Genomic DNA, 16,658 nt, shown 5'->3' with positions numbered 1-16,658 from the left:
CCGGCGGACAGGAGAGCGAGCAGTGCTGCAGGGACACGGAGCCCCGGCGAGGCAAGCCCCGCAGCTCCTGCCAGTCCGGCGAGCACTGCGGCCGGAAAACCGAGCGCAATGTCCGTCACGCCCCACATGACCACACGTTTGTGAGCAGCGCCGGATCAGCCCCTCCGAAATCGCGGTCGGCCAAAGAGGTCTTCGGGGAGGGTGGATTTCCGTTGCTGACCTGCACTGAAAGCGCGGTCGAGGGATGGGCGAAATCGGCTGCGGCAAGGCGGAATCGGAATGGCCCTGCCGGCAGCTCGTCGACGCGATCCGCTATCTCGTCGACAACGGGTCGAAGCGGCGGTCCCTGCCTGCGGATTTCCCTCCGTGGCAGGCCGTTTACGGTCCCTTTGCGCGGATCATCGCACGTGACCTGCTCTGGCGCCTGAGGCTCACCCACCCGCAGATCACCCAGGTCCGGGCGGACCCGGCCTACGCCCGTGACCAGCTGCCCGCCTGGACCGCAGGCCACTTCTTGATGCCCCTGCGGCCCGTGCTGCACCCCAAGGGCACCCGCGGCTTCCTCGTCTTGTGGCGACGCCGGCGGCGGTCCCGATCAGGACCGGGTGCCATCTGCTGCTGCAAGCGACTTTTCCGCCCCACCACATAGGACACGGTCCTGGCCGGGCGCAATCATGACACCATCAGGGCGGCTACGAATACAGGCTGTCCCCCCACAACGCAGACCAGATCGATACTGTCATTGCAACCCAAAAATCGTACGGGCGGGGGTAGTACAGCTTGACTGCGATGCGCTGCACCCAGGGTGAGGAATCGCTGTACTCGTCGGATCGGTCGAGCATTGCGTTACGGAACAGACAGATAAAGGTGAGTACAGTCGCCACGCCGTTGGCGACCAGCAAAACGAAGTCGACGATACCGAAGAAATCGCTGAGAGGGGTTCCGATGGCTTCCCCGGCCAACCCGCAGACGATCGCGACGGCGAGTGTCGTCATGACGGCGCCAATCCATGCCCACGTGGCCGGGCCGAGGCAAATATCGAGTTCTTCCGACCTTAGGTGGCTTCCCCGCGCCAGCCGTCGGCATAGGTCCCGCTCTTCCTGGCGCTCCTCGGGTGGCGGGTTATGGCCGATCAGGCGTCCGAGGGGAAGGATTCTGCCTGCGATGTACCAGTTGAGATCCACTGACTGTCTCTCTGCCGTGGTTGGCGGGGGTGGGGCATCCGATGGATGTCCCACCCCGGCGTGGTGCTACCGCCGACGGCGGCTATTCCACAGGCTCTGCACTGTGGCGTAATGGGTGCCGAAGGTGGTGTAACGGGTGTCGTAGCGGCCCCAGCGCGATGCCTTGCCGGCTGCCGACCTGTACCGGCTGCCCGAACGGGCGACCGCACGTTTAGTGGAGCTCTTCTTCCTCACGCGTGCCTTCTTGGCTGCTCCATAAGCCTGCTTCGCCTTCCTTGCCTTGGAGGCCATGCGGATCGACCTACCTGCGATCCCGAGGCCGGGAAGTGCCATAGCCACACCCCACCGATCGCCAGACGACCAGGCTCGCTTCGCGGCGTAGACATTGAGCCCGAGGGCGACAACGCCGAGGCCGGGTACGAACATGGAGGCGACGGATGCGACGGTGGCGATGGTGCCGATGTTGCGTTTGACGAAGCGTCCGGCCTTCTTGGCCCATTTGGGGATGCCCCATTTGCCGTCCAGGTCGAACATGTTGACGGGGTCGGCGTTGACGTAGTCGTAGGCGTTGGCGTTGCCGCCGTAGACGGGGTCGGTGGACAGGAAGCGTCCGGTGGCGGGGTTGTAGAGGCGGACGCCCATGAGAGTGAGGCCGGTGAGGGTCTCGCCTGAGCGTTGCTTGCCGCCGAGCCAGTTGTAGCGGGTTGCCTCCTGTCCCGTGCGTGTCTGGCCGTACTCGTCGCTGTCCAGTGCGACGGGGGCGGTGGAAGTATCCAGGGGGAGTTGGAGTGCGACGTCGCCGTGGATGTTGGTGAACTGCAGGACCGTGTCGCCGGTTTTGCTGGTGGTCGCCGCGAGGTCTCCGGATGCGGAGTCGACGTTGCGGGTCAGCGCCCCGGACGTGGTGTCCTCGGTGATCCAGCGCGGGTTGTCTCTGTCGGAGTCGTAGTGGTTGAGCTTGGACTGCTCGCGGCTCCAGGTGCCGCCGCTGCCGGTCTCCACAGTGAACGACCGGAACCGGTGTGCGGCATCGAGCTGCCACGTCTGCCGCTTGCGGCCGGCGGTCTGCTGGTAGGCCAGGTCGTTGGCGTAGTAGCCGATCGCGCCGTGGTCGGGGACGGATGTGGTGCGGCCGAACGCGTCGTAGGCGTAACCGGTATTGGTGATGCGGTTCGCGCTGTCGTAGGTCGACGTCCGAGTGGTTCCGCCGTCGGTGGTGCAGTCGGCGCCCTGGGCAGCGGAGGCGGTGGTCAGCGAGGTGCGGTTGGTGGACTTGTCGAAGCCGTAGCTGCGCGTGGTGCACACCGATTCCACGGTGTCCTCGACGCGGGTCATCCGGCCGGTCTTGTCGTAGCGGTAGTTCTGGGTGGACAAGCCGGCATGGCTGGTGACTTGTCCGTGGATGGATTCGCTGACGCTGTCGGCGACAATCTGCAGTTTGTCGCTGTCGCGGGTGTAGGTCCGCGTACTCGGCGAGCCGGTGGGGTCCTCTTCCTGGGTGAGGGTGTAGCCGCCGGGCAGCTGCTCGCTGCTGACGCTGCCATCGGCGTCGTAGCGGGCGGAGAAGGTGCCGGCCACCGAGTCGGTGGTGGAGGTGGCCAGCCCGCGCGGCTCAATGGCCGTGTCATAGGTGTAGGTGACGGTCGACGGAACCGAGTCGGTGACCTTGACCGGTCGGTCGAGCTGGTCGTATTCCGTGGTGGTGGTGGCGCCGTCGGCGTCGGTGTAGGAGATCTGCCTGCCGAGCTTGTCGTACGCCTTGGTGATGGTGCCGCCGGTGGGTGAGGTCGCCTTGATCTCGTTGCCGGTGACGGGGTCGTAGACCGTGGTGGACTCGGGCACCGCCTGGCCGACGCCGCCCGTGAGCTTGCTGGTCACCGGGCGTCCCGCACGGTCGAACGTGGTTGTGGTGGTGCGGGTGGTGCCGTTGGCGGTTTCGGTGACCTTGGCGGGCTGGCCCCACCAGTTGTATTCGGTGGTGGTGGTCGGAATCTGGGTCGGGTTGGAGCCCCCGCCGGTGATGGCACCGGCAGGTCCTACCGAGCAGAGCTGGTCGGCCCATTCGGGCCGGCCAGCACAGGCGCCGCTGCCGGTGGCGGACCAGTAGGTGGTGACGCGGGCCGCGGCGTCGCTGCCGGTCGAGCCGGGCGGGATCTCCTTGGTCTTGCGGCCCTGCGCGTCGTACTCCGTGGTCGTGGTCAGCGCGAGGCCACCGGGGTCCTGGATCGACTTGGTAGCCAGGCCCTTGGCCCAGTCGTACACGGTCTGGGTGATGCGGGTGTCGGCCATCGTGTCCGGATGGGTGCGGACCTGCGCGCCGGTGGAGATCTTGGTGACCTGGTCCCGGACCTTGGCCGTGCCGTCTGTGGGACGGCCCGCGTCGTATTCGTTGACGGTCCAGCCGCGCGCGGCGACCGGCGTGTCGGCCGGGATGGCGGTGCTGGATCCGGACTTCACGTCAGCGGTGAGGTCGATGCGGTGCAGCGGCCCGAACTCCTCAAGCTCCCGGGTACCGGCCTCGTTGTAGATCGAGCGTGTTGCCAGCAGTTCGGCGCGTTCCGCGCTGTGCAGGGCGGCGATGCCTAGCTCGGCCAGCTGCGCCTTGTCGCCGCCGCTGGCGCCGAGGGCGAGCGCGCGGTTGGCTGCGGTCAGTTCGCGTACCGCGTTGCCGTTCTCGTCGTAGTCGGTGGCGGATATGTGCCCGCCCGGCTTTGCGGTGTTGACCTCCCGGCCTGATACGTCCAGGTAGTGGAGGGTGGCGCGCTTGAGGACGGCCTTGTCGAGGTCCCCTCCGGAGTGGGATGACGGTACGGCATCCGCCGGCAGTACGGCTGTTGCGTCGGTGGGCGCGTACTGCTGCCCCCAGGCGGCGATGTCGTACAGGCCCATCTGGTGGGGGGCCTTGCCGCCGGTCAGCGGCACGTCGTACACGATGCTGGTGCCGGCGGTGCCGTCCGTCTGGTCGGGGCTGCCCGGCTTGAGCTCGGGGCGAGATGCCTTCAGCAGCATGCCCTCGCCGGTGGTGTCGGCGTGGCCGGCTTTGCCGTAGGCGAACGTCCAGGGCAGTTCGCCGGCCGGGGTCTGGCCGGTGACGCGTCCCGCATCGTCGTAGGTGTAGGCGGTCTTCAAGACCGGGGAGATGAGCGGGTTCCAGGCCTGGCGCAGGCGGCCCCTGTCGTCGTAGCGGTAGGTCTGGATGCTCTTCGCGCTCGCTGCGGCCGCGCCCGGTTCGGTGGACCAGAGCTTGAGCTCCTTCACCTGGTCCTTGAAGTCCCCCAGCGTGCTGCCGGCGGCGGTGGTGGCCGAGGCGTACACGTACTCCAGGGCACGGCAGCCCTTGGTCGACGGCGTCGACGTGCACGCCGCAGCCGATGCCGCGGACGTCGGCGCGATGACCCGTTTGGGACGCGCCAGCTTCTTGCCGTCCACCGTGACGGTCTCGGACACCACGGTGGTGGCCGTGTTCGCCAGCCCGTCCAGCAGCGTCGAAGACACCTGCCAGGTCGCGGAGGCGGCGTCGGGCTTGGTGAAGGTGGTGACCGTCCCCTCGGGGTCCGAGAGCGTGAACGTGCCGGTCACGCTGCCCTTGAGGAGGAGATCCTCGGCGCCCGGCTCGGCGATCCAGCCGTTCTTCGTCTTGTTCGCGGTGAAGTGGATCGGTTCGCCCTCGGCGTCGACGACGTCCACCGCGGTGTCGGAGATGCGGCGCAGGTACGTGTAGTCGGAGTCGGTGATTTCGGCGGTGGTGCCGGCAACCCACTCCTTGCCGAAGATCGGTGCCTGGCCCTCCTGCTTGGCACCCGCGTCAGGGTGACGGGAGGAGGCGGAGCGGTTGACAGACAGGTCGAAAGCGGACGCGTCGGTGGCCGACAGGCTGTAGTCGCCGGTCAGCAGGTTCACACTGCCGGGGCCGACTTCCTCGGTACTGGCACCTGTGGCGTTGCGGTCGATGACGACAGTACGCGGCGCGGTGCTGCCCGACGCGTTGTTGGGGCCGGTGAAGTCGGCCTTGATCTGGATGGTGCCGTCCGGGTTGACGATCTTGGTCGCATCCCAGGACAGCTTCTTGTTCTTGCCGTCCTTCATGGCCACCGGCCAGGTGATGCCGGTGCGTTCGATGCCGACGACGTCTGCCGCGGGGATCTGCTGCCAGGCATCGGCCTCGGAGCGGCGCCAGGAGAAGGACACCTTGTCGAACTTGGCGCCATCCGCGTCGGCGATTAGCGGCAGACGCCGCGCGGTGCGCTCGCCCTCAGTGGGCAGGATGAATCCGCCGGGTCCGGCGCGGAAGGTGTACTCGGCTGCCTCGGAGCGGTTGTCGGCCTTGTCCACGGCCCGGACGTGCAGGGTGTGGGTGCCGTCCGTGGCCGGCGCGACGGAGATGTTCTTCGCCGCCCTACTGGTGTGCGTGACCTTGGTCCAGGTGGTGCCGTCCAGCGACCACTCCAGCCAGTTGATGTCCGCAGATGCGGGGGTGACGGTGAACGTGCCCGCCTTGCCCGCACCGCCCGCCCAGCCGGTCGCCGGATAGTCCGTGGAGGCGATCTTGGTGGGGGCGGAGGGGGCACGGGTGTCGATGGTGAAGTTCTTCCACGCCGACCACGAGGTGTTGTAATGCGTACCGTCGTAGGAGTTCGTACGGAACTTGTACGAACGTCCCTCGGCGAGCAGTCCCGCGGGGACGGTCACCGAAGCGAGGCTCCCGGAGGCGACGTAGGGGGAGACGAGGAGGTTGCCGACCTGTTTGCCGGTGGCCACGTCGAAGATCTGGAAGGTGGCGTTGACCTTGTCACCGTTCTTGTCGGTGACGGTGTCGCGCAAGACCGGGCGCACCGTGTTGACCACGTAGGCGCCGGAGTAGGAGAAGTACGGCGGTCCGGCCTCCTGCTTGGTGCCCACCCCGGGACGGAAGTTGTAGGTCACGGTCAGCTTCGGCGGATTGCTTGCCGCGTTAGCGGAGTTGAACCGCTTCCACTGCTTGACCACGCTCTCCGAGGAGGCACGCAGGCCCATGCCGGAGGTGGAGTTCTTGGCAGAGGCCCACTCCTGCACCAGCGTCTTCACATCGGCGGTGACCCAGCCGTCCGGCTGCGAGGAGCAGCCGGGGTTGCCCTTGGTCTGTGTGGAGGTGGCCTTCTTCGCGATCCACGCAGGCTGGGATGTCCACCGTGACGATGTGGACGCCTTCCCTGTCGCCCACACCTCCCACGGGTACGCCTTGCAGTCGGTGTTGGCGGAGTGGAAGTTCCACAAGCTCAGGGTCGCCGAGGAAATGAGGGAGTCGGCGATCGGTGCGGTGTTCCAGGTGATGAAGGAACGTGCGGTACGGGCCGTGCCGTTGGGGTTCTTGGTGCCGGGGTTTCCGAGGTCGAGTTCCTTGTCGGTGGACCAGTCTCGGGTTTCGCCCTGCTGGACGTAGGTGTCGAAGACGTTGCCAACGTTGCCGGTCGAGGAATCCACGGTGACTGGGAACTTGGTGTGCGGATCGGCCAGGAACTTCGCGTTTGGGGTCAAGACCAAGTCCACGCCGTCTTCGGTCTTGACGACCTTCATCGCAACCGGCGCCCGGTTCGTGTGCTCGCCGGAGACCTCATCGGTGGTGGCGTCCCACATCACCGGCGCCGGCATCACCGCCTGCGTCTTCTTCCTCTCATCCAGGAACAGCAGACTCCCGTCCGCCTGCTCCTTGACTGTCAGGCCCTGGGTCTTGAGCGGCAGCGTGTAGGAGTAGTCGTCCGTCGTCGGCTTCTGCTTGATCTCGACGAACTGCTCGAACCCGGCCCGGGTCGCCTCCACGATCACATCCGCGCCTGGCACCGCTTCCGCATAGCGGGCACGGGTCCCGGACAGCGTCGGTGCGGGCAGGGCGCCCTTCCACTGCAGAGCAATCTGCTCATCACCCTCGCCCAGGGTCACCAGATCACGGGCCGGGGCATCCTGAGCCGCCTTCAGCGAACGCGCCTTAGCTCCACCACCGGCGGACAGCTCCAGGCCGTTGGGGTGCGCGATCGGCTCGACGGAGCCGTCGGCCGCCTTGTGCAGGGTGACGTCGACATCGGTCCAGGATCCGTCGCGCTCGAAGCGGACAGGACCGGCGGAGAGTTCGGAGGTGAGGCTGCCATCAGGGTTCGCCCATGTCGTCGACGTCTCCGTACGCTCGGACAGCGCCTCGACCTTCTTGCCCGACAACTTCGCAGCCACCCGCGCGGAAGCAATGTTCTCAGCCTGGGTTACCGACGGCTTCGTGCCCGCCTTCGCAGTCGGCTCGGCGGCGAACGCCACGGCACCCTTCATCACCGTCACCGACATCACCAGCGCGAGGCCACTTGAGAGACACCTCAGGCTCCGCCCCGACCACGGTCTGGCACGCCCCACCCCGGTACCGGAGGTATCCAGCCCTTGACTATCCGACATACATTTTTTCCAATTCTCTTTTTGCCGCCCGGCACCCTGCGGAGGACCGGACTCGATGAAGAATTCGGTCGCCACGCGGCATCCCGCGACGACCGAAGCCCAGCAACAGATCTGTCAGCCCTTCCCCGAGGGCGTCGTAGAGGTTGTCGGCGCTACCGGTCTCACACCAATGAACGGTGTGCACCGTCATTCCCCCGTTCGTTTCCTTCTGTTTCATTCGCAGAAACCGAGTAGGTCAGACCTGGAGGCGCTCACCCACCATTCACGAAGAACTGACGCTGCAACAGCAAGTGCTGATGTATGACCTCATAGATGCGCTGTATCGCCTTTTGATGAGCGGCGGTTTCGGAGACAGCTCGTAGGGTCTTCGTGATCTGAGGGAGAAGCCTTCCGCAACCAGGACTTTCACAGCGTGTCCGCGTGGGGTGGGAGTGCAGGGAGCTGGGGGGACGGCTGCGGTGGGCGCTCGATCCGCTGATGGATGGGGGCCAATTCGGGCGGAATGAACCAGCCAAAGGTGGAAGGCGTGCTTGACGCCCACCGAGAACTGCCAGATCGGTGTCTTCACCGCCTACGCCACCGCCCTGAGTCACGCCCTGGTCGACCGCGGGCTCTACCTGCCCAAGTCCTGGACCGATGACCCGGAATGCTGCCGGGCTGTCAAGATTCCCAGCGAGCGTGGCTTCGCGACGAAGAACTACCTGGCCCGCACCATGGTCCTGCGGGCGCTCGCCTCTGCGCTGCCCGTCGCCTGGGTCGCCGCGGACGCGGCCTACGAGCAGGACTCCCGCTTCCGCCGGTTCCTGGAAGACGCCGGCCTGTCCTACGTCATGGCCGTGCCCAAGTCCCAGCAGGTCCACGGCCCGCGCATCGACCACGAGGACGTTCCCCTCCCGGTCGGTCAGCGTCACACCGGCCGCGACGGCCGCGGGGTCGAGGAGGCGCCGACCGTGTCGTCGGCGGAGCCGATCCCGATCGGTCCGAGCACCGACCCGGCGGGCCCGGTCACGGTGCCGGGGGGCGAGGGTCAGTTCAGCGAGGGTGCCGGTTCCTCGATGTCGACGGCGTGTGCCACGAGGTAGTCGGCGAGATCGGCTCCGGCCGGGTTCATCGGGACCGCCTTGACGTGGTTCGTGAGGCGCCAGATGGCGGCCCGGGTCCCGCCGACCGCCGTGTTCTTGGACAGCCTGGCGCCGATCTGCTCGCCGAGCGCCGCCTCGGAGAGGCTCGGGTACCCGTGCCGCAGGATCCAGTCGATCTTCCCCGCGTCCGGGTTGCCCTTCAGCGTGGGCGCCTCGGACGCGCCGGCCTCCCGGTATGCGGCGTCCCAGTCCAGTGGGCTCAGGCCGTCGAGGCAGTACACGAACAGAGTGTCGCCGTCAGCGGTCCACACCTCGAGCAGGCCGCCGCGCATCCTGTCGTCCTCGCCCTCGGGCTCCGTGACGTGACTGATGTAGTCCCAGGGGCCCAAGCCGATCGCATCGACGACCAGCCCCCGTCACTTCCTGCGGACCGCAGCTGCAGCGTGTTGCAAGGGGGAGGGTGGTCTATGACCCCATAAACACGCTTGATGGCCCGCACCCCGCACGCGCCGGGCGCCACCCGCGCCAAAGCCGTACGCACGGGCACTCCACTTCCTCGAAAAGTAGATGACTTGATGCCACCCCCAAGCCTGAAGTCTCGACGCAGCTACTTCCCCGGAACACCGGATCCGCCGTACGTGCCCGGGGCATTGGTCCCTCCCGGTGGGGGCTTCGGTCCCTGGGGAGACGCCTCCGGCGCGGTGAACAATCTCCGTCCGGGAGAAGTCCGACACAAGAGCGGGGACGGAAACGATGGACGGCAACACACTCGCGCCCCTCGGCGTGAGCGCGGGCGACGAGGCGGTCTACCGGATGACCCTGCGGTCGCCCGGGATCGGCATCGCCGCGATCGCCGAGGGCTGCGGCATCGACCAGGAGACGGCCGTGGCCGTGCTCGGCCGACTCCGGGAGCTCGGCATGGTGACGACGGCCGACCGGCTCACGTTCAGCGGTACGGACCCGGTGTCCGCGGTCGACCGGCTGGCGTGGACGCGGATCCACTGGCTCCAGGAGGAGATCTGGCGCGTGGCCTCCTCGCGCCACCTGGTGGAGAGCCTGGCCGAGGACCGGCGCACCGGGACCCGGGGGCAGCTCACCGAGCTGGAGGAGGTCGAGGGCCTCGACCAGGTGCTGGCGTGCGTGGACGAGTTGTCGTCCTTCGCCCGCGAGGAGCGGCTCACCACGTACCCGGGGCCGACCCTCACCGCCGCGTTCGACGCGGTCAGGGGTTCCGACCTGAAGCACCTGCGGCGGGGCGTGCGGATGCGGACCATCGTGCACACCCGTGCGCTCGGCTCCCCCGAGGTCGGCCGCTTCGTGTCGGAACTGTCGGAGCGGGGCGCCAGGTACGCGGCACGAGCGGGCCGCTGGAACGGATGGTGGTCTTCGACCGACGGATCGCCCTGGTGGTGACCGACCTGGCGGACATCACGTGCGGCGCCCTGATTGTCCATCAACCCAGCTTGGTGTCCAAGCTGTTGACCCTGTTCGAAGCCAGCTGGTGTCGCTCGTGCGCGCTCGCGGACAATCTGCCGAGCGACATCGAGCGCCGCGTCCTGCGCACCATGGCGCGGGTGGACAAGGACGAGGCCGGCGCACGCGAACTCGGCATGTCCGTCCGGACCTACCGGAGCCACGTCACCGCGCTCATGCGCCGCCTGGGCGCCCAGAACCGCTTCCGGGCCGCGCTGGCGGCGCGGGAACGGAACTGGCTCTGACGGACTCCGGGGTGCCTACTACACCTGGCTCGAGGGCGAGGCCGCCCGCCGCGCTCGTCAGGCTGCCGGCGACACGCTCGCGCACGAGATCGCCGTGGTGCACATCGCCTCCCGCCACACTTACGGGGTCCCGCGCATCCACGCCGAACTACGCCGCCTGGGCCGGCAGGTGAACCGCAAACGCGTCGCCCGCCTGATGCGTGAACGCGACATCCGCGGCGTTACCCGCCGCAAGAGGCGTTCGCTGACCGGCCTGATGTGAAGGTGACGCCGCCCCGGACCTGATCGGCCGCGACTTCCATGCCGAGCGCCCTGGCACCAAGCTGGTCGGCGACATCACCTACCTGCCCACCACAGAGGGCTGGCACTACCTCGCCTGTTGGCTGGACCTGGCCACCCGCGAGGTAGTCGGCTACGCCGTGGCCGACCACCACCGCGCCGAACTCGTCCTCGACGCACTCGACATGGCTTACTGCCAGGGAGGACTGGAGCCGGGCTGCGTGATCCACAGCGATCGCGGCGGCGAATACACGTCCACTCAGTTCCCGGAACGAATAAGGAAGTTCGGGCTCAGGCAGTGCTGCGGGCGCACCGGATCATGCTTCGACAACGCCGCCGCGGAGAGCTTCTGGGCCCTAGTCAAAGAAGACAGCGTCGCTGGTAGTGACAGTGGCGGGCGACCGCTTGGCGTCAGCGGTGCCAGTTCGACCAGCTCAGCGCGTGGCGTCGTCCGCGGTGGCCGCTCAGGTGCGCGGGCTGGGCGCGACAGACTGCCAGGAGTCGCCGAACCTCCGCCGCTGTGAGCCCGACAGCCCCGAGTGCCTCACCTGTTCCGCCCCCTTTTCCCGGGGCTGATGTGCCGTGGTTGCCAGGAAGGCGTGCGCGCGCATGGCGAGGGTGATGTGCCGGTGCCAGCCGACGTAGCGGTGAACTTCGTACTGGTCCAGGCCGCACCCTTTCTTCGCGGCCTGGAAGCACTCCTCGATCGCCCAGCGCGCCCCGGCGATCCGCACCAACTCCTGGACGGTGGTCTCCAAGGGGGCGTACGCGAGGTAGCAGGCGATCTCGTCGGGCTTGCGGATGCTGCGCCGGGCCAGCGCCCACCGCATCCGGTGGGGGACCTCGCCCTGGTAGTCGAACTCGGCGACGGCCGGCAGCCGCACCGCCTCCCAGTCGTAGACGCGCGGGCCCTTCGCGCCGTCACCGCACGAGATCTTCTCCCACGCTTCGTCCGGAGCCTGCGCGAACAAGCCGTCGATGCGGGGACAGCCCGCGGTGAACTGGGACTTGGGCGCGGCCAGCAAGTAGCCGACACCCGACTGTTCCAGCAGCCGGCGAAAGCGGCTCTCCTGTCCGTAGGCGGAATCCGCGGTGACCCAGGTGATGGGCAGCGGCGAGGCGAGGCATCGCAGCACCATGCGCCGGGCGAGCTCGCCCTTGGTCGCGAACTCCCGCTCGTCGGGGACTCTGGCCGTACGACAGCGTTCGCAGGCCTCGGTCGAGGACTTGGGCAGGTAGAGATCGCGGTCGGCCAGGGCCCGGCCGCGGGTGGTGGCGTAGGCGGCGAATACACCGATCTGACAGTTCTCGGTGCGACCGGCGGTCCCGCAGTACTGCCTGCACTTCGGCGGAGGTGACGCCCTTCCTGATGAAACCAGTGTCGTCGATGATGAGGGCTCCGTCGGTGTCGCTGACGGTGGCCGATGGCCACGAAGAGGTCGTCCAGTTCCAGACCCCGCTGCTCGGCAGCATGCTCGGTGATCACGTGAGAAGGCTGCCCCGCCACTGTCACTCCCAGCGACGCTGTCGCACGATCGGGGGACGGTCTCTTCGAGGCCGCCCCTGACCAGCTTCCATCCCGCTACGCTCCAGCCGCCCGGCATCGCCCCAGGTCAGACAGCAAAGTCATGCTGGAGTACTAAGGGAGACGGTTCAGGAAGTTCATGATTCAGGGGTCAGGTCGCGGGCTTCGCGTGGCGGGTGCCCCGTCGGCCAGCGTCACCCGCAGCGTGACGCAATCATCGCGCGGGTTTCGATCTGAGGGCAATCGCGCACAGCTGGCGGGCGGGCCCGGTGATGCGCTGGCCGGCAGGCCAGACGGCCAGCAGTGAACGGCAGATGCGCAAGCCGGAGACAGTCACTGCGGTCAGCGACCCGGACTGCAGTTCCTTGGTGACGGCCAGCGAGCTCAGCACTGCGGGGGCCAGACCTCCCACCGCTGCACTCTTGATCACCGCGGTCGAGGACAGTTCGTGCAGTGCGTTGGGCTGCCAGCCAGGTAGGTGCTCTTGCACAGCATTCTCGAATGCTGTGCGGGCACCGGAACCCACTTCCCGGTGCAACAGCGTCTCGGCGGCGAGTTCCTCAACGGTGATAGCGGTGCGTCGAGCCCAGGGATGCTTCGGTGGGACGACGACAAGGAGTTCGTCGCGTGCCACGGTCGTGCTGGTGAGCTCCGGCGGCGGGCTCGGGCTTTCCACGAAGCCTAGGTGCGCGTCCCCGGAGCTAACTGCGGTACCGACGTTCACCGAGTTGCAGGCGTCCAGGGATACCACAGTTTGGGGGCTTTGAGCCTGCAGCTCCTGGAGCCATTGGGGGAACAGATACTCCACGACAGTTTGGCTCGCTGCCACCCGCAGGCAGGCGTCTCGGTCGGTCCTGATCCGGGTGATCTCCGTATCCAGTCGTTGCGCGGCCTCGATCACCTCATGGGCCAGGGCCGCGATCGCGTTACCTGCAGTGGTAGGGATGGAGCCCCGGCTGGTGCGGCGAAGTACAGGGGCGCCAACCAGCTGCTCCAGGTAGCGGATGCGGGAGCTTACCGAGGGCTGACTGACGCCGTGGGCCTGGGCAGCCTGTCCCAGGCTGCCGAGCTCTATGACGCTGAGCAGGAGATCGAGGGCGGATAGATCGGGAACACGGGGCGAGATACGCATTGGACGCCTGTAAGGATCGCGGATTTAAGCGGCCCGGTGGGGTGCCGCGTGGCCATCGGGCCGGACGCTCGCCAGCGCATGTGCCGGAATGCGACTGGGACGACTCTTCGACTGCCATACCTTGAGTTGACTCGGTATAGCTAGACATGTCTCAACCGGATGTGTCAAATGGCCCATGGGGTCTGTCCGGCGGATCGTAGTCCGGACAGACCCCATGGGTGGCCTGCCTGCTCTGAGGTGTCCAGCATGGACATATCCAGATGGGTATCCTGGTATCCATGGCAGCCGAAATACAGCGCGCTAACATGACCCCCGCTTCGCCGCCGCCCCATGGCCTCGTAGATGCCACCGATGAGGACGGGAGCTGGGTTCGGCAGGAACTTGCCCACGGCAACTTTGAGGCGTGGCACTTTGTCCGGCATGACTCAGTAGGGGCTGCCCCCGCCTACATCGTTATCCGACCCGCACCGGGCGGGGATCCAGCGGCCATCGCTCGCGGGGCCACGACAACGGTCCTGCGCGATGTGCGTCCTTCCGACGCCGTCGCCCTAGTCCGCGATCAGGATTACAAAGTGCAGAAGTACCCCCGGGCCAGTCAGGTGGATACCCTTCTGGCCAAGGGTAGGAGGCCAGGCGACGCCTATCTGGCAGCGCTGGCACTTCGCTATGAACGGCTCGCTGACTCCGGTGACCGTTCGCCCGTCCGTCGGCTAGCCGAGATCACTGGTTTGCCGCTCGGCACAGTGAAGTCCCACCTTCAACTCGCGCGCCGCAAGGGGCTCCTTGAGGCGGTCAGCGCCAAGGCGGGAGGCCGGGCCACCGACGCCGCGCACCGCATCCTCGCCGACGCCGACGCCGAATCGGATGGCTCGGTCGCAGAGGCGTGCCCCTCGGCCGACGGCCTGCCCGGCGGGACTGAGTGAGCATTTTCAGCGTTGACGTTCCAGGGTGAGGATGGCTGCGGCGATGGCGGTCATACGGTTGGGGCTGCAACGGCCTCTGCGGAAGATTCGCCAGGACTTCAGCCATGCGATGCTCCGTTCGACCGATGCCCGTGCCGCCGACAGGGCGCGGTTGATCGTCTGCTGGGTTGTGGTGAGGTCCCGGCCGGGGAGCCGTCTGATCGGTGTGGTCACCCACGGGCCGGCGCCGACACAGGCACGGTCGGCGAGGACGGGGACGCCCTGGCGTTTGCAGATCCGGATGATGCGATGGGTGCGGGCCGTGGTCAGGTCATGGGTGCGAACGGGCAGCGTGGGCGAGATCCACAGCACCTTGCCCGCGGGGTTGGTCACGACCTGAGAAGTCGGCCCGGCTGTCGCCGACACGGTCGCACTCGGCGAGCGTCCCATCGAGCCGGACGTAATCAGGATCGGCCTCGCGCAGGACCCGCAGCAGGCCGGGTGCCCGGCCGCACAGGTGCTGACCGACGGCCTTGACGTAGGCGTGGGCGGTGCCGACGGATATGCCGAAGCCGGCGGCGATCTGTGTGAGGGTGTCGTGGCGGCGAAGGTAGACCAAGTCGACGAAAGCAGGCTGGTGGGGCGGGAGCTTGCAGCGTCGGTCACCCTCACGGGTGACGATGAGCATGGATACCCACTCGACCAGAGCGTGCGGCAGGATGGAGAACCAACAGGACTCCTTTGCGCATGGGTTGAGACTTCGAACACCTCCCTCAACGGCGCGGGAGCCTTGCGCGTTGCGGTCCTCATCTTGACTCGGCCTGGATCACTCGATCAGTAGCCACTCTGAAAAAGCTCATTGTCTGCGGCGGTCATGGTCGGACTGGTCTTCCAGTCGCCACCGCCCCTGCACCGGACATGGCGGCACCGGGCTCCCTACCTTCCTCGCCGACCACCTCGTCTTGCTCCGGCACTCCGTCCGCGACTGCGGCGGAGAACGGCTCCGCGGCAGCTGTCGGCACAAGCAACGACGACGGGACCAACACCCCGCCCGTGGCGGCGAAAACAACTCTTCTCAGACGCACAATTACCTCGATTCAACGCAGGTTGGCTGCCACCACCCTCCCTGGACGAGAAACAGACGAGTAGTAGCTAATCATCTATACGGTCATAGAACAGACTTATGAGCTGGTCAACGCCGATGTCAGGCACAGCCTGCCCAAGCAGCACCGAGCCCGCGATCAGGAGGAACTCGCCGCCGAGACCCGCCGCTTCTTCCGTAGACGCCAGCGCCAGCCCCACATCGTCTGCGGCTACTTCCGCGGCCCGCACGTCCGCTACGTCTTGGACGAGAACCCCATAAGTTTCTGATCAATAGCGTGGGGAGGCATCGCTGAGGTCGACGCTGATCGGGTACGGGTCGAACTCGCCCAGGAGCAGCTTGCGGAGGAAGTCGACCCATGCCGCAGGAAAACGGCGTGAAGTCCTCACAGGTATGGCGCCCGCAGACTAGGACCGGCCATCGATCAGGATTAGGGTCGGAGGTCAGCCAGCAGAGGATGTCGGCACCGGAGGTGACACCCCAGGCGAGGATGTGGTCCGGGTTGATGTCGAGACCCTCCTAGCCGTCCAGCATTTCCCAGGTGTAGCGGGCGTTCTCCGTCTCCTCCTCGAAGGTCCCGGGACCCCATTGGACGTAAGCCCTCGGCAAGGGCATGAGGATGCGGAAATGTTGCGAGCACCCCGCCACTTGACGCCCATGCCATCCGGACGATCTGGCTCAAGCGCACGCGCCCCTGCCAAGCCTGCGCAGCTCGCCCCGAGCCGAACCAGGAGAGCGGGAAGGCCGAGACAGCGGGTGAATGTCCCCCCGCTCCCGATGGACGTCAAGGCGGGCAGGCGTAGCCGCCGAGGCAGGCGAGCGATCGTGATGCGGACGGAGTGACCGCCCTCGAGCCTCCGTGATGTGAGGCTGCCGGCAAGCGATGCTCTCGCGCGTGGGTGAGGTAGTGCGCCGTGACCGACGCCTTGAGCGGGTCCCCAGTGGGCGACGGCCACGAGGTACGCGCACGGAGAGTCATAAGTTGGGCTTTTGAGGTAAAAGGTCAGGCTGGCCTACCCGCGATGGAACACCCCGGTTGAGGCTGATGGGGACGCAGATCGCGTCGAACCGGACCTTCGTGAATGGACGGGGCCGGAACGGCGCATCCCTGCCTCTGCCCAGAGTCGCTGTCCGACAACACCGGCCGGGGCGCGGAAGGGGAATGAGACCGCCCCCTTGATGATCATGACCAGTCAGGATTTCCCTTGTGTTCCATAGAATTAGCGGTGATCGCCACTGCGGCTTGCGTGCTTGCCGGCCCAACGCGGCCGCGTCGGCCATTGAGCGGAGTCGGCCGCCTGCCCAGCCCAGGGACTCGTG

General features: G+C 67.1%; 9 protein-coding genes and 4 pseudogenes. 7 read left to right on the top strand and 6 right to left on the bottom strand.

Going from position 1 to position 16,658, the window contains the following annotated elements; translation table 11 throughout:
• Positions 1-244 precede the first annotated feature (244 nt).
• Positions 245-649: a transposase gene (locus ACZ3ZE_RS28720; RefSeq protein ID WP_467261333.1), complete on the top strand. Its 405-nt coding sequence runs from the start codon at positions 245-247 to the stop codon at positions 647-649.
• A gap of 43 nt (positions 650-692) precedes the next feature.
• On the opposite strand, the gene ACZ3ZE_RS28715 is transcribed toward ACZ3ZE_RS28720, so the two are convergent.
• Both ACZ3ZE_RS28715 and ACZ3ZE_RS28710 read right to left on the bottom strand, forming a co-directional pair.
• Positions 693-1,184, bottom strand: a complete 492-nt coding sequence (locus tag ACZ3ZE_RS28715) for a hypothetical protein (RefSeq protein ID WP_361629869.1) — start codon at positions 1,182-1,184, stop codon at positions 693-695.
• Positions 1,185-1,250: 66 nt separating this feature from the next.
• The gene (locus tag ACZ3ZE_RS28710; protein ID WP_467261354.1) at positions 1,251-7,493 is read right to left on the bottom strand and encodes a DNRLRE domain-containing protein; all 6,243 of its coding nucleotides are present in this window, start codon (positions 7,491-7,493) and stop codon (positions 1,251-1,253) included.
• Between the two features lie 644 nt (positions 7,494-8,137).
• Between ACZ3ZE_RS28710 and ACZ3ZE_RS28705 the strand changes: the two are divergent.
• Positions 8,138-8,524: pseudogene (locus ACZ3ZE_RS28705) on the top strand (transposase); the annotation flags it as partial.
• 101 nt (positions 8,525-8,625) lie between these two features.
• On the opposite strand, the gene ACZ3ZE_RS28700 reads toward ACZ3ZE_RS28705, so the two are convergent.
• Positions 8,626-9,069, bottom strand: coding sequence for a thioester domain-containing protein (locus tag ACZ3ZE_RS28700; protein WP_467261331.1), 444 nt, complete (start codon positions 9,067-9,069; stop codon positions 8,626-8,628).
• Positions 9,070-9,433: 364 nt separating this feature from the next.
• Here ACZ3ZE_RS28700 and ACZ3ZE_RS28695 point away from each other — a divergent pair, with 364 nt between their 5' ends.
• From ACZ3ZE_RS28695 to ACZ3ZE_RS28680, 4 genes and pseudogenes are all read left to right on the top strand, one after another.
• Positions 9,434-10,093 (top strand): hypothetical protein, encoded by a 660-nt coding sequence (locus ACZ3ZE_RS28695; protein WP_361629878.1) that lies wholly within the window; start codon positions 9,434-9,436, stop codon positions 10,091-10,093.
• Positions 10,057-10,398: a LuxR C-terminal-related transcriptional regulator gene (locus ACZ3ZE_RS28690; RefSeq protein ID WP_361629881.1), complete on the top strand. Its 342-nt coding sequence runs from the start codon at positions 10,057-10,059 to the stop codon at positions 10,396-10,398. Before ACZ3ZE_RS28695 ends, ACZ3ZE_RS28690 begins: the two co-directional genes overlap by 37 nt.
• A gap of 82 nt (positions 10,399-10,480) precedes the next feature.
• Positions 10,481-10,660: pseudogene (locus tag ACZ3ZE_RS28685) on the top strand (IS3 family transposase); the annotation flags it as partial.
• A 19-nt stretch (positions 10,661-10,679) separates the two neighbouring features.
• Positions 10,680-11,201 (top strand): transposase, encoded by a 522-nt coding sequence (locus tag ACZ3ZE_RS28680; RefSeq protein ID WP_467261353.1) that lies wholly within the window; start codon positions 10,680-10,682, stop codon positions 11,199-11,201.
• Here ACZ3ZE_RS28680 and ACZ3ZE_RS28675 read toward each other — a convergent pair.
• A pseudogene (locus ACZ3ZE_RS28675) lies at positions 11,142-12,081 on the bottom strand (IS701 family transposase); the annotation flags it as partial. The gene ACZ3ZE_RS28680 and the pseudogene ACZ3ZE_RS28675 overlap by 60 nt on opposite strands.
• Before the next feature lie 335 nt (positions 12,082-12,416).
• The gene (locus ACZ3ZE_RS28670) at positions 12,417-13,334 is read right to left on the bottom strand and encodes a LysR family transcriptional regulator (RefSeq protein ID WP_361629890.1); all 918 of its coding nucleotides are present in this window, start codon (positions 13,332-13,334) and stop codon (positions 12,417-12,419) included.
• A 278-nt stretch (positions 13,335-13,612) separates the two neighbouring features.
• Here ACZ3ZE_RS28670 and ACZ3ZE_RS28665 point away from each other — a divergent pair, with 278 nt between their 5' ends.
• Positions 13,613-14,257 carry a hypothetical protein gene (locus tag ACZ3ZE_RS28665; protein WP_363291528.1) on the top strand — a complete coding sequence of 215 codons (645 nt, stop codon included), beginning with the start codon at positions 13,613-13,615 and terminating at the stop codon, positions 14,255-14,257.
• Between the two features lie 6 nt (positions 14,258-14,263).
• Here the strand turns inward: ACZ3ZE_RS28665 and ACZ3ZE_RS28660 are convergent.
• Positions 14,264-14,924: pseudogene (locus ACZ3ZE_RS28660) on the bottom strand (transposase).
• Positions 14,925-16,658: the final 1,734 nt, after the last annotated feature.

It is taken from the genome of Streptomyces sp. NPDC023157 (assembly GCF_055560575.1).
The sequence above is the reverse complement of the archived record's forward strand: the minus strand, read 5'-3'. Positions and strand labels throughout refer to the sequence as shown.

What these genes read in the sequence shown, in the direction of transcription:
- ACZ3ZE_RS28720 (WP_467261333.1), top strand. Translation starts at nt 245, where the DNA reads ATGGGCGAAATCGGCTGCGGCAAGGCGGAATCGGAATGGCCCTGCCGG.
- ACZ3ZE_RS28665 (WP_363291528.1), top strand. Translation starts at nt 13,613, where the DNA reads ATGGCAGCCGAAATACAGCGCGCTAACATGACCCCCGCTTCGCCGCCG.
- ACZ3ZE_RS28695 (WP_361629878.1), top strand. Translation starts at nt 9,434, where the DNA reads ATGGACGGCAACACACTCGCGCCCCTCGGCGTGAGCGCGGGCGACGAG.
- ACZ3ZE_RS28670 (WP_361629890.1), bottom strand. Translation starts at nt 13,334, where the DNA reads ATGCGTATCTCGCCCCGTGTTCCCGATCTATCCGCCCTCGATCTCCTG.
- ACZ3ZE_RS28690 (WP_361629881.1), top strand. Translation starts at nt 10,057, where the DNA reads ATGGTGGTCTTCGACCGACGGATCGCCCTGGTGGTGACCGACCTGGCG.
- ACZ3ZE_RS28710 (WP_467261354.1), bottom strand. Translation starts at nt 7,493, where the DNA reads ATGTCGGTGACGGTGATGAAGGGTGCCGTGGCGTTCGCCGCCGAGCCG.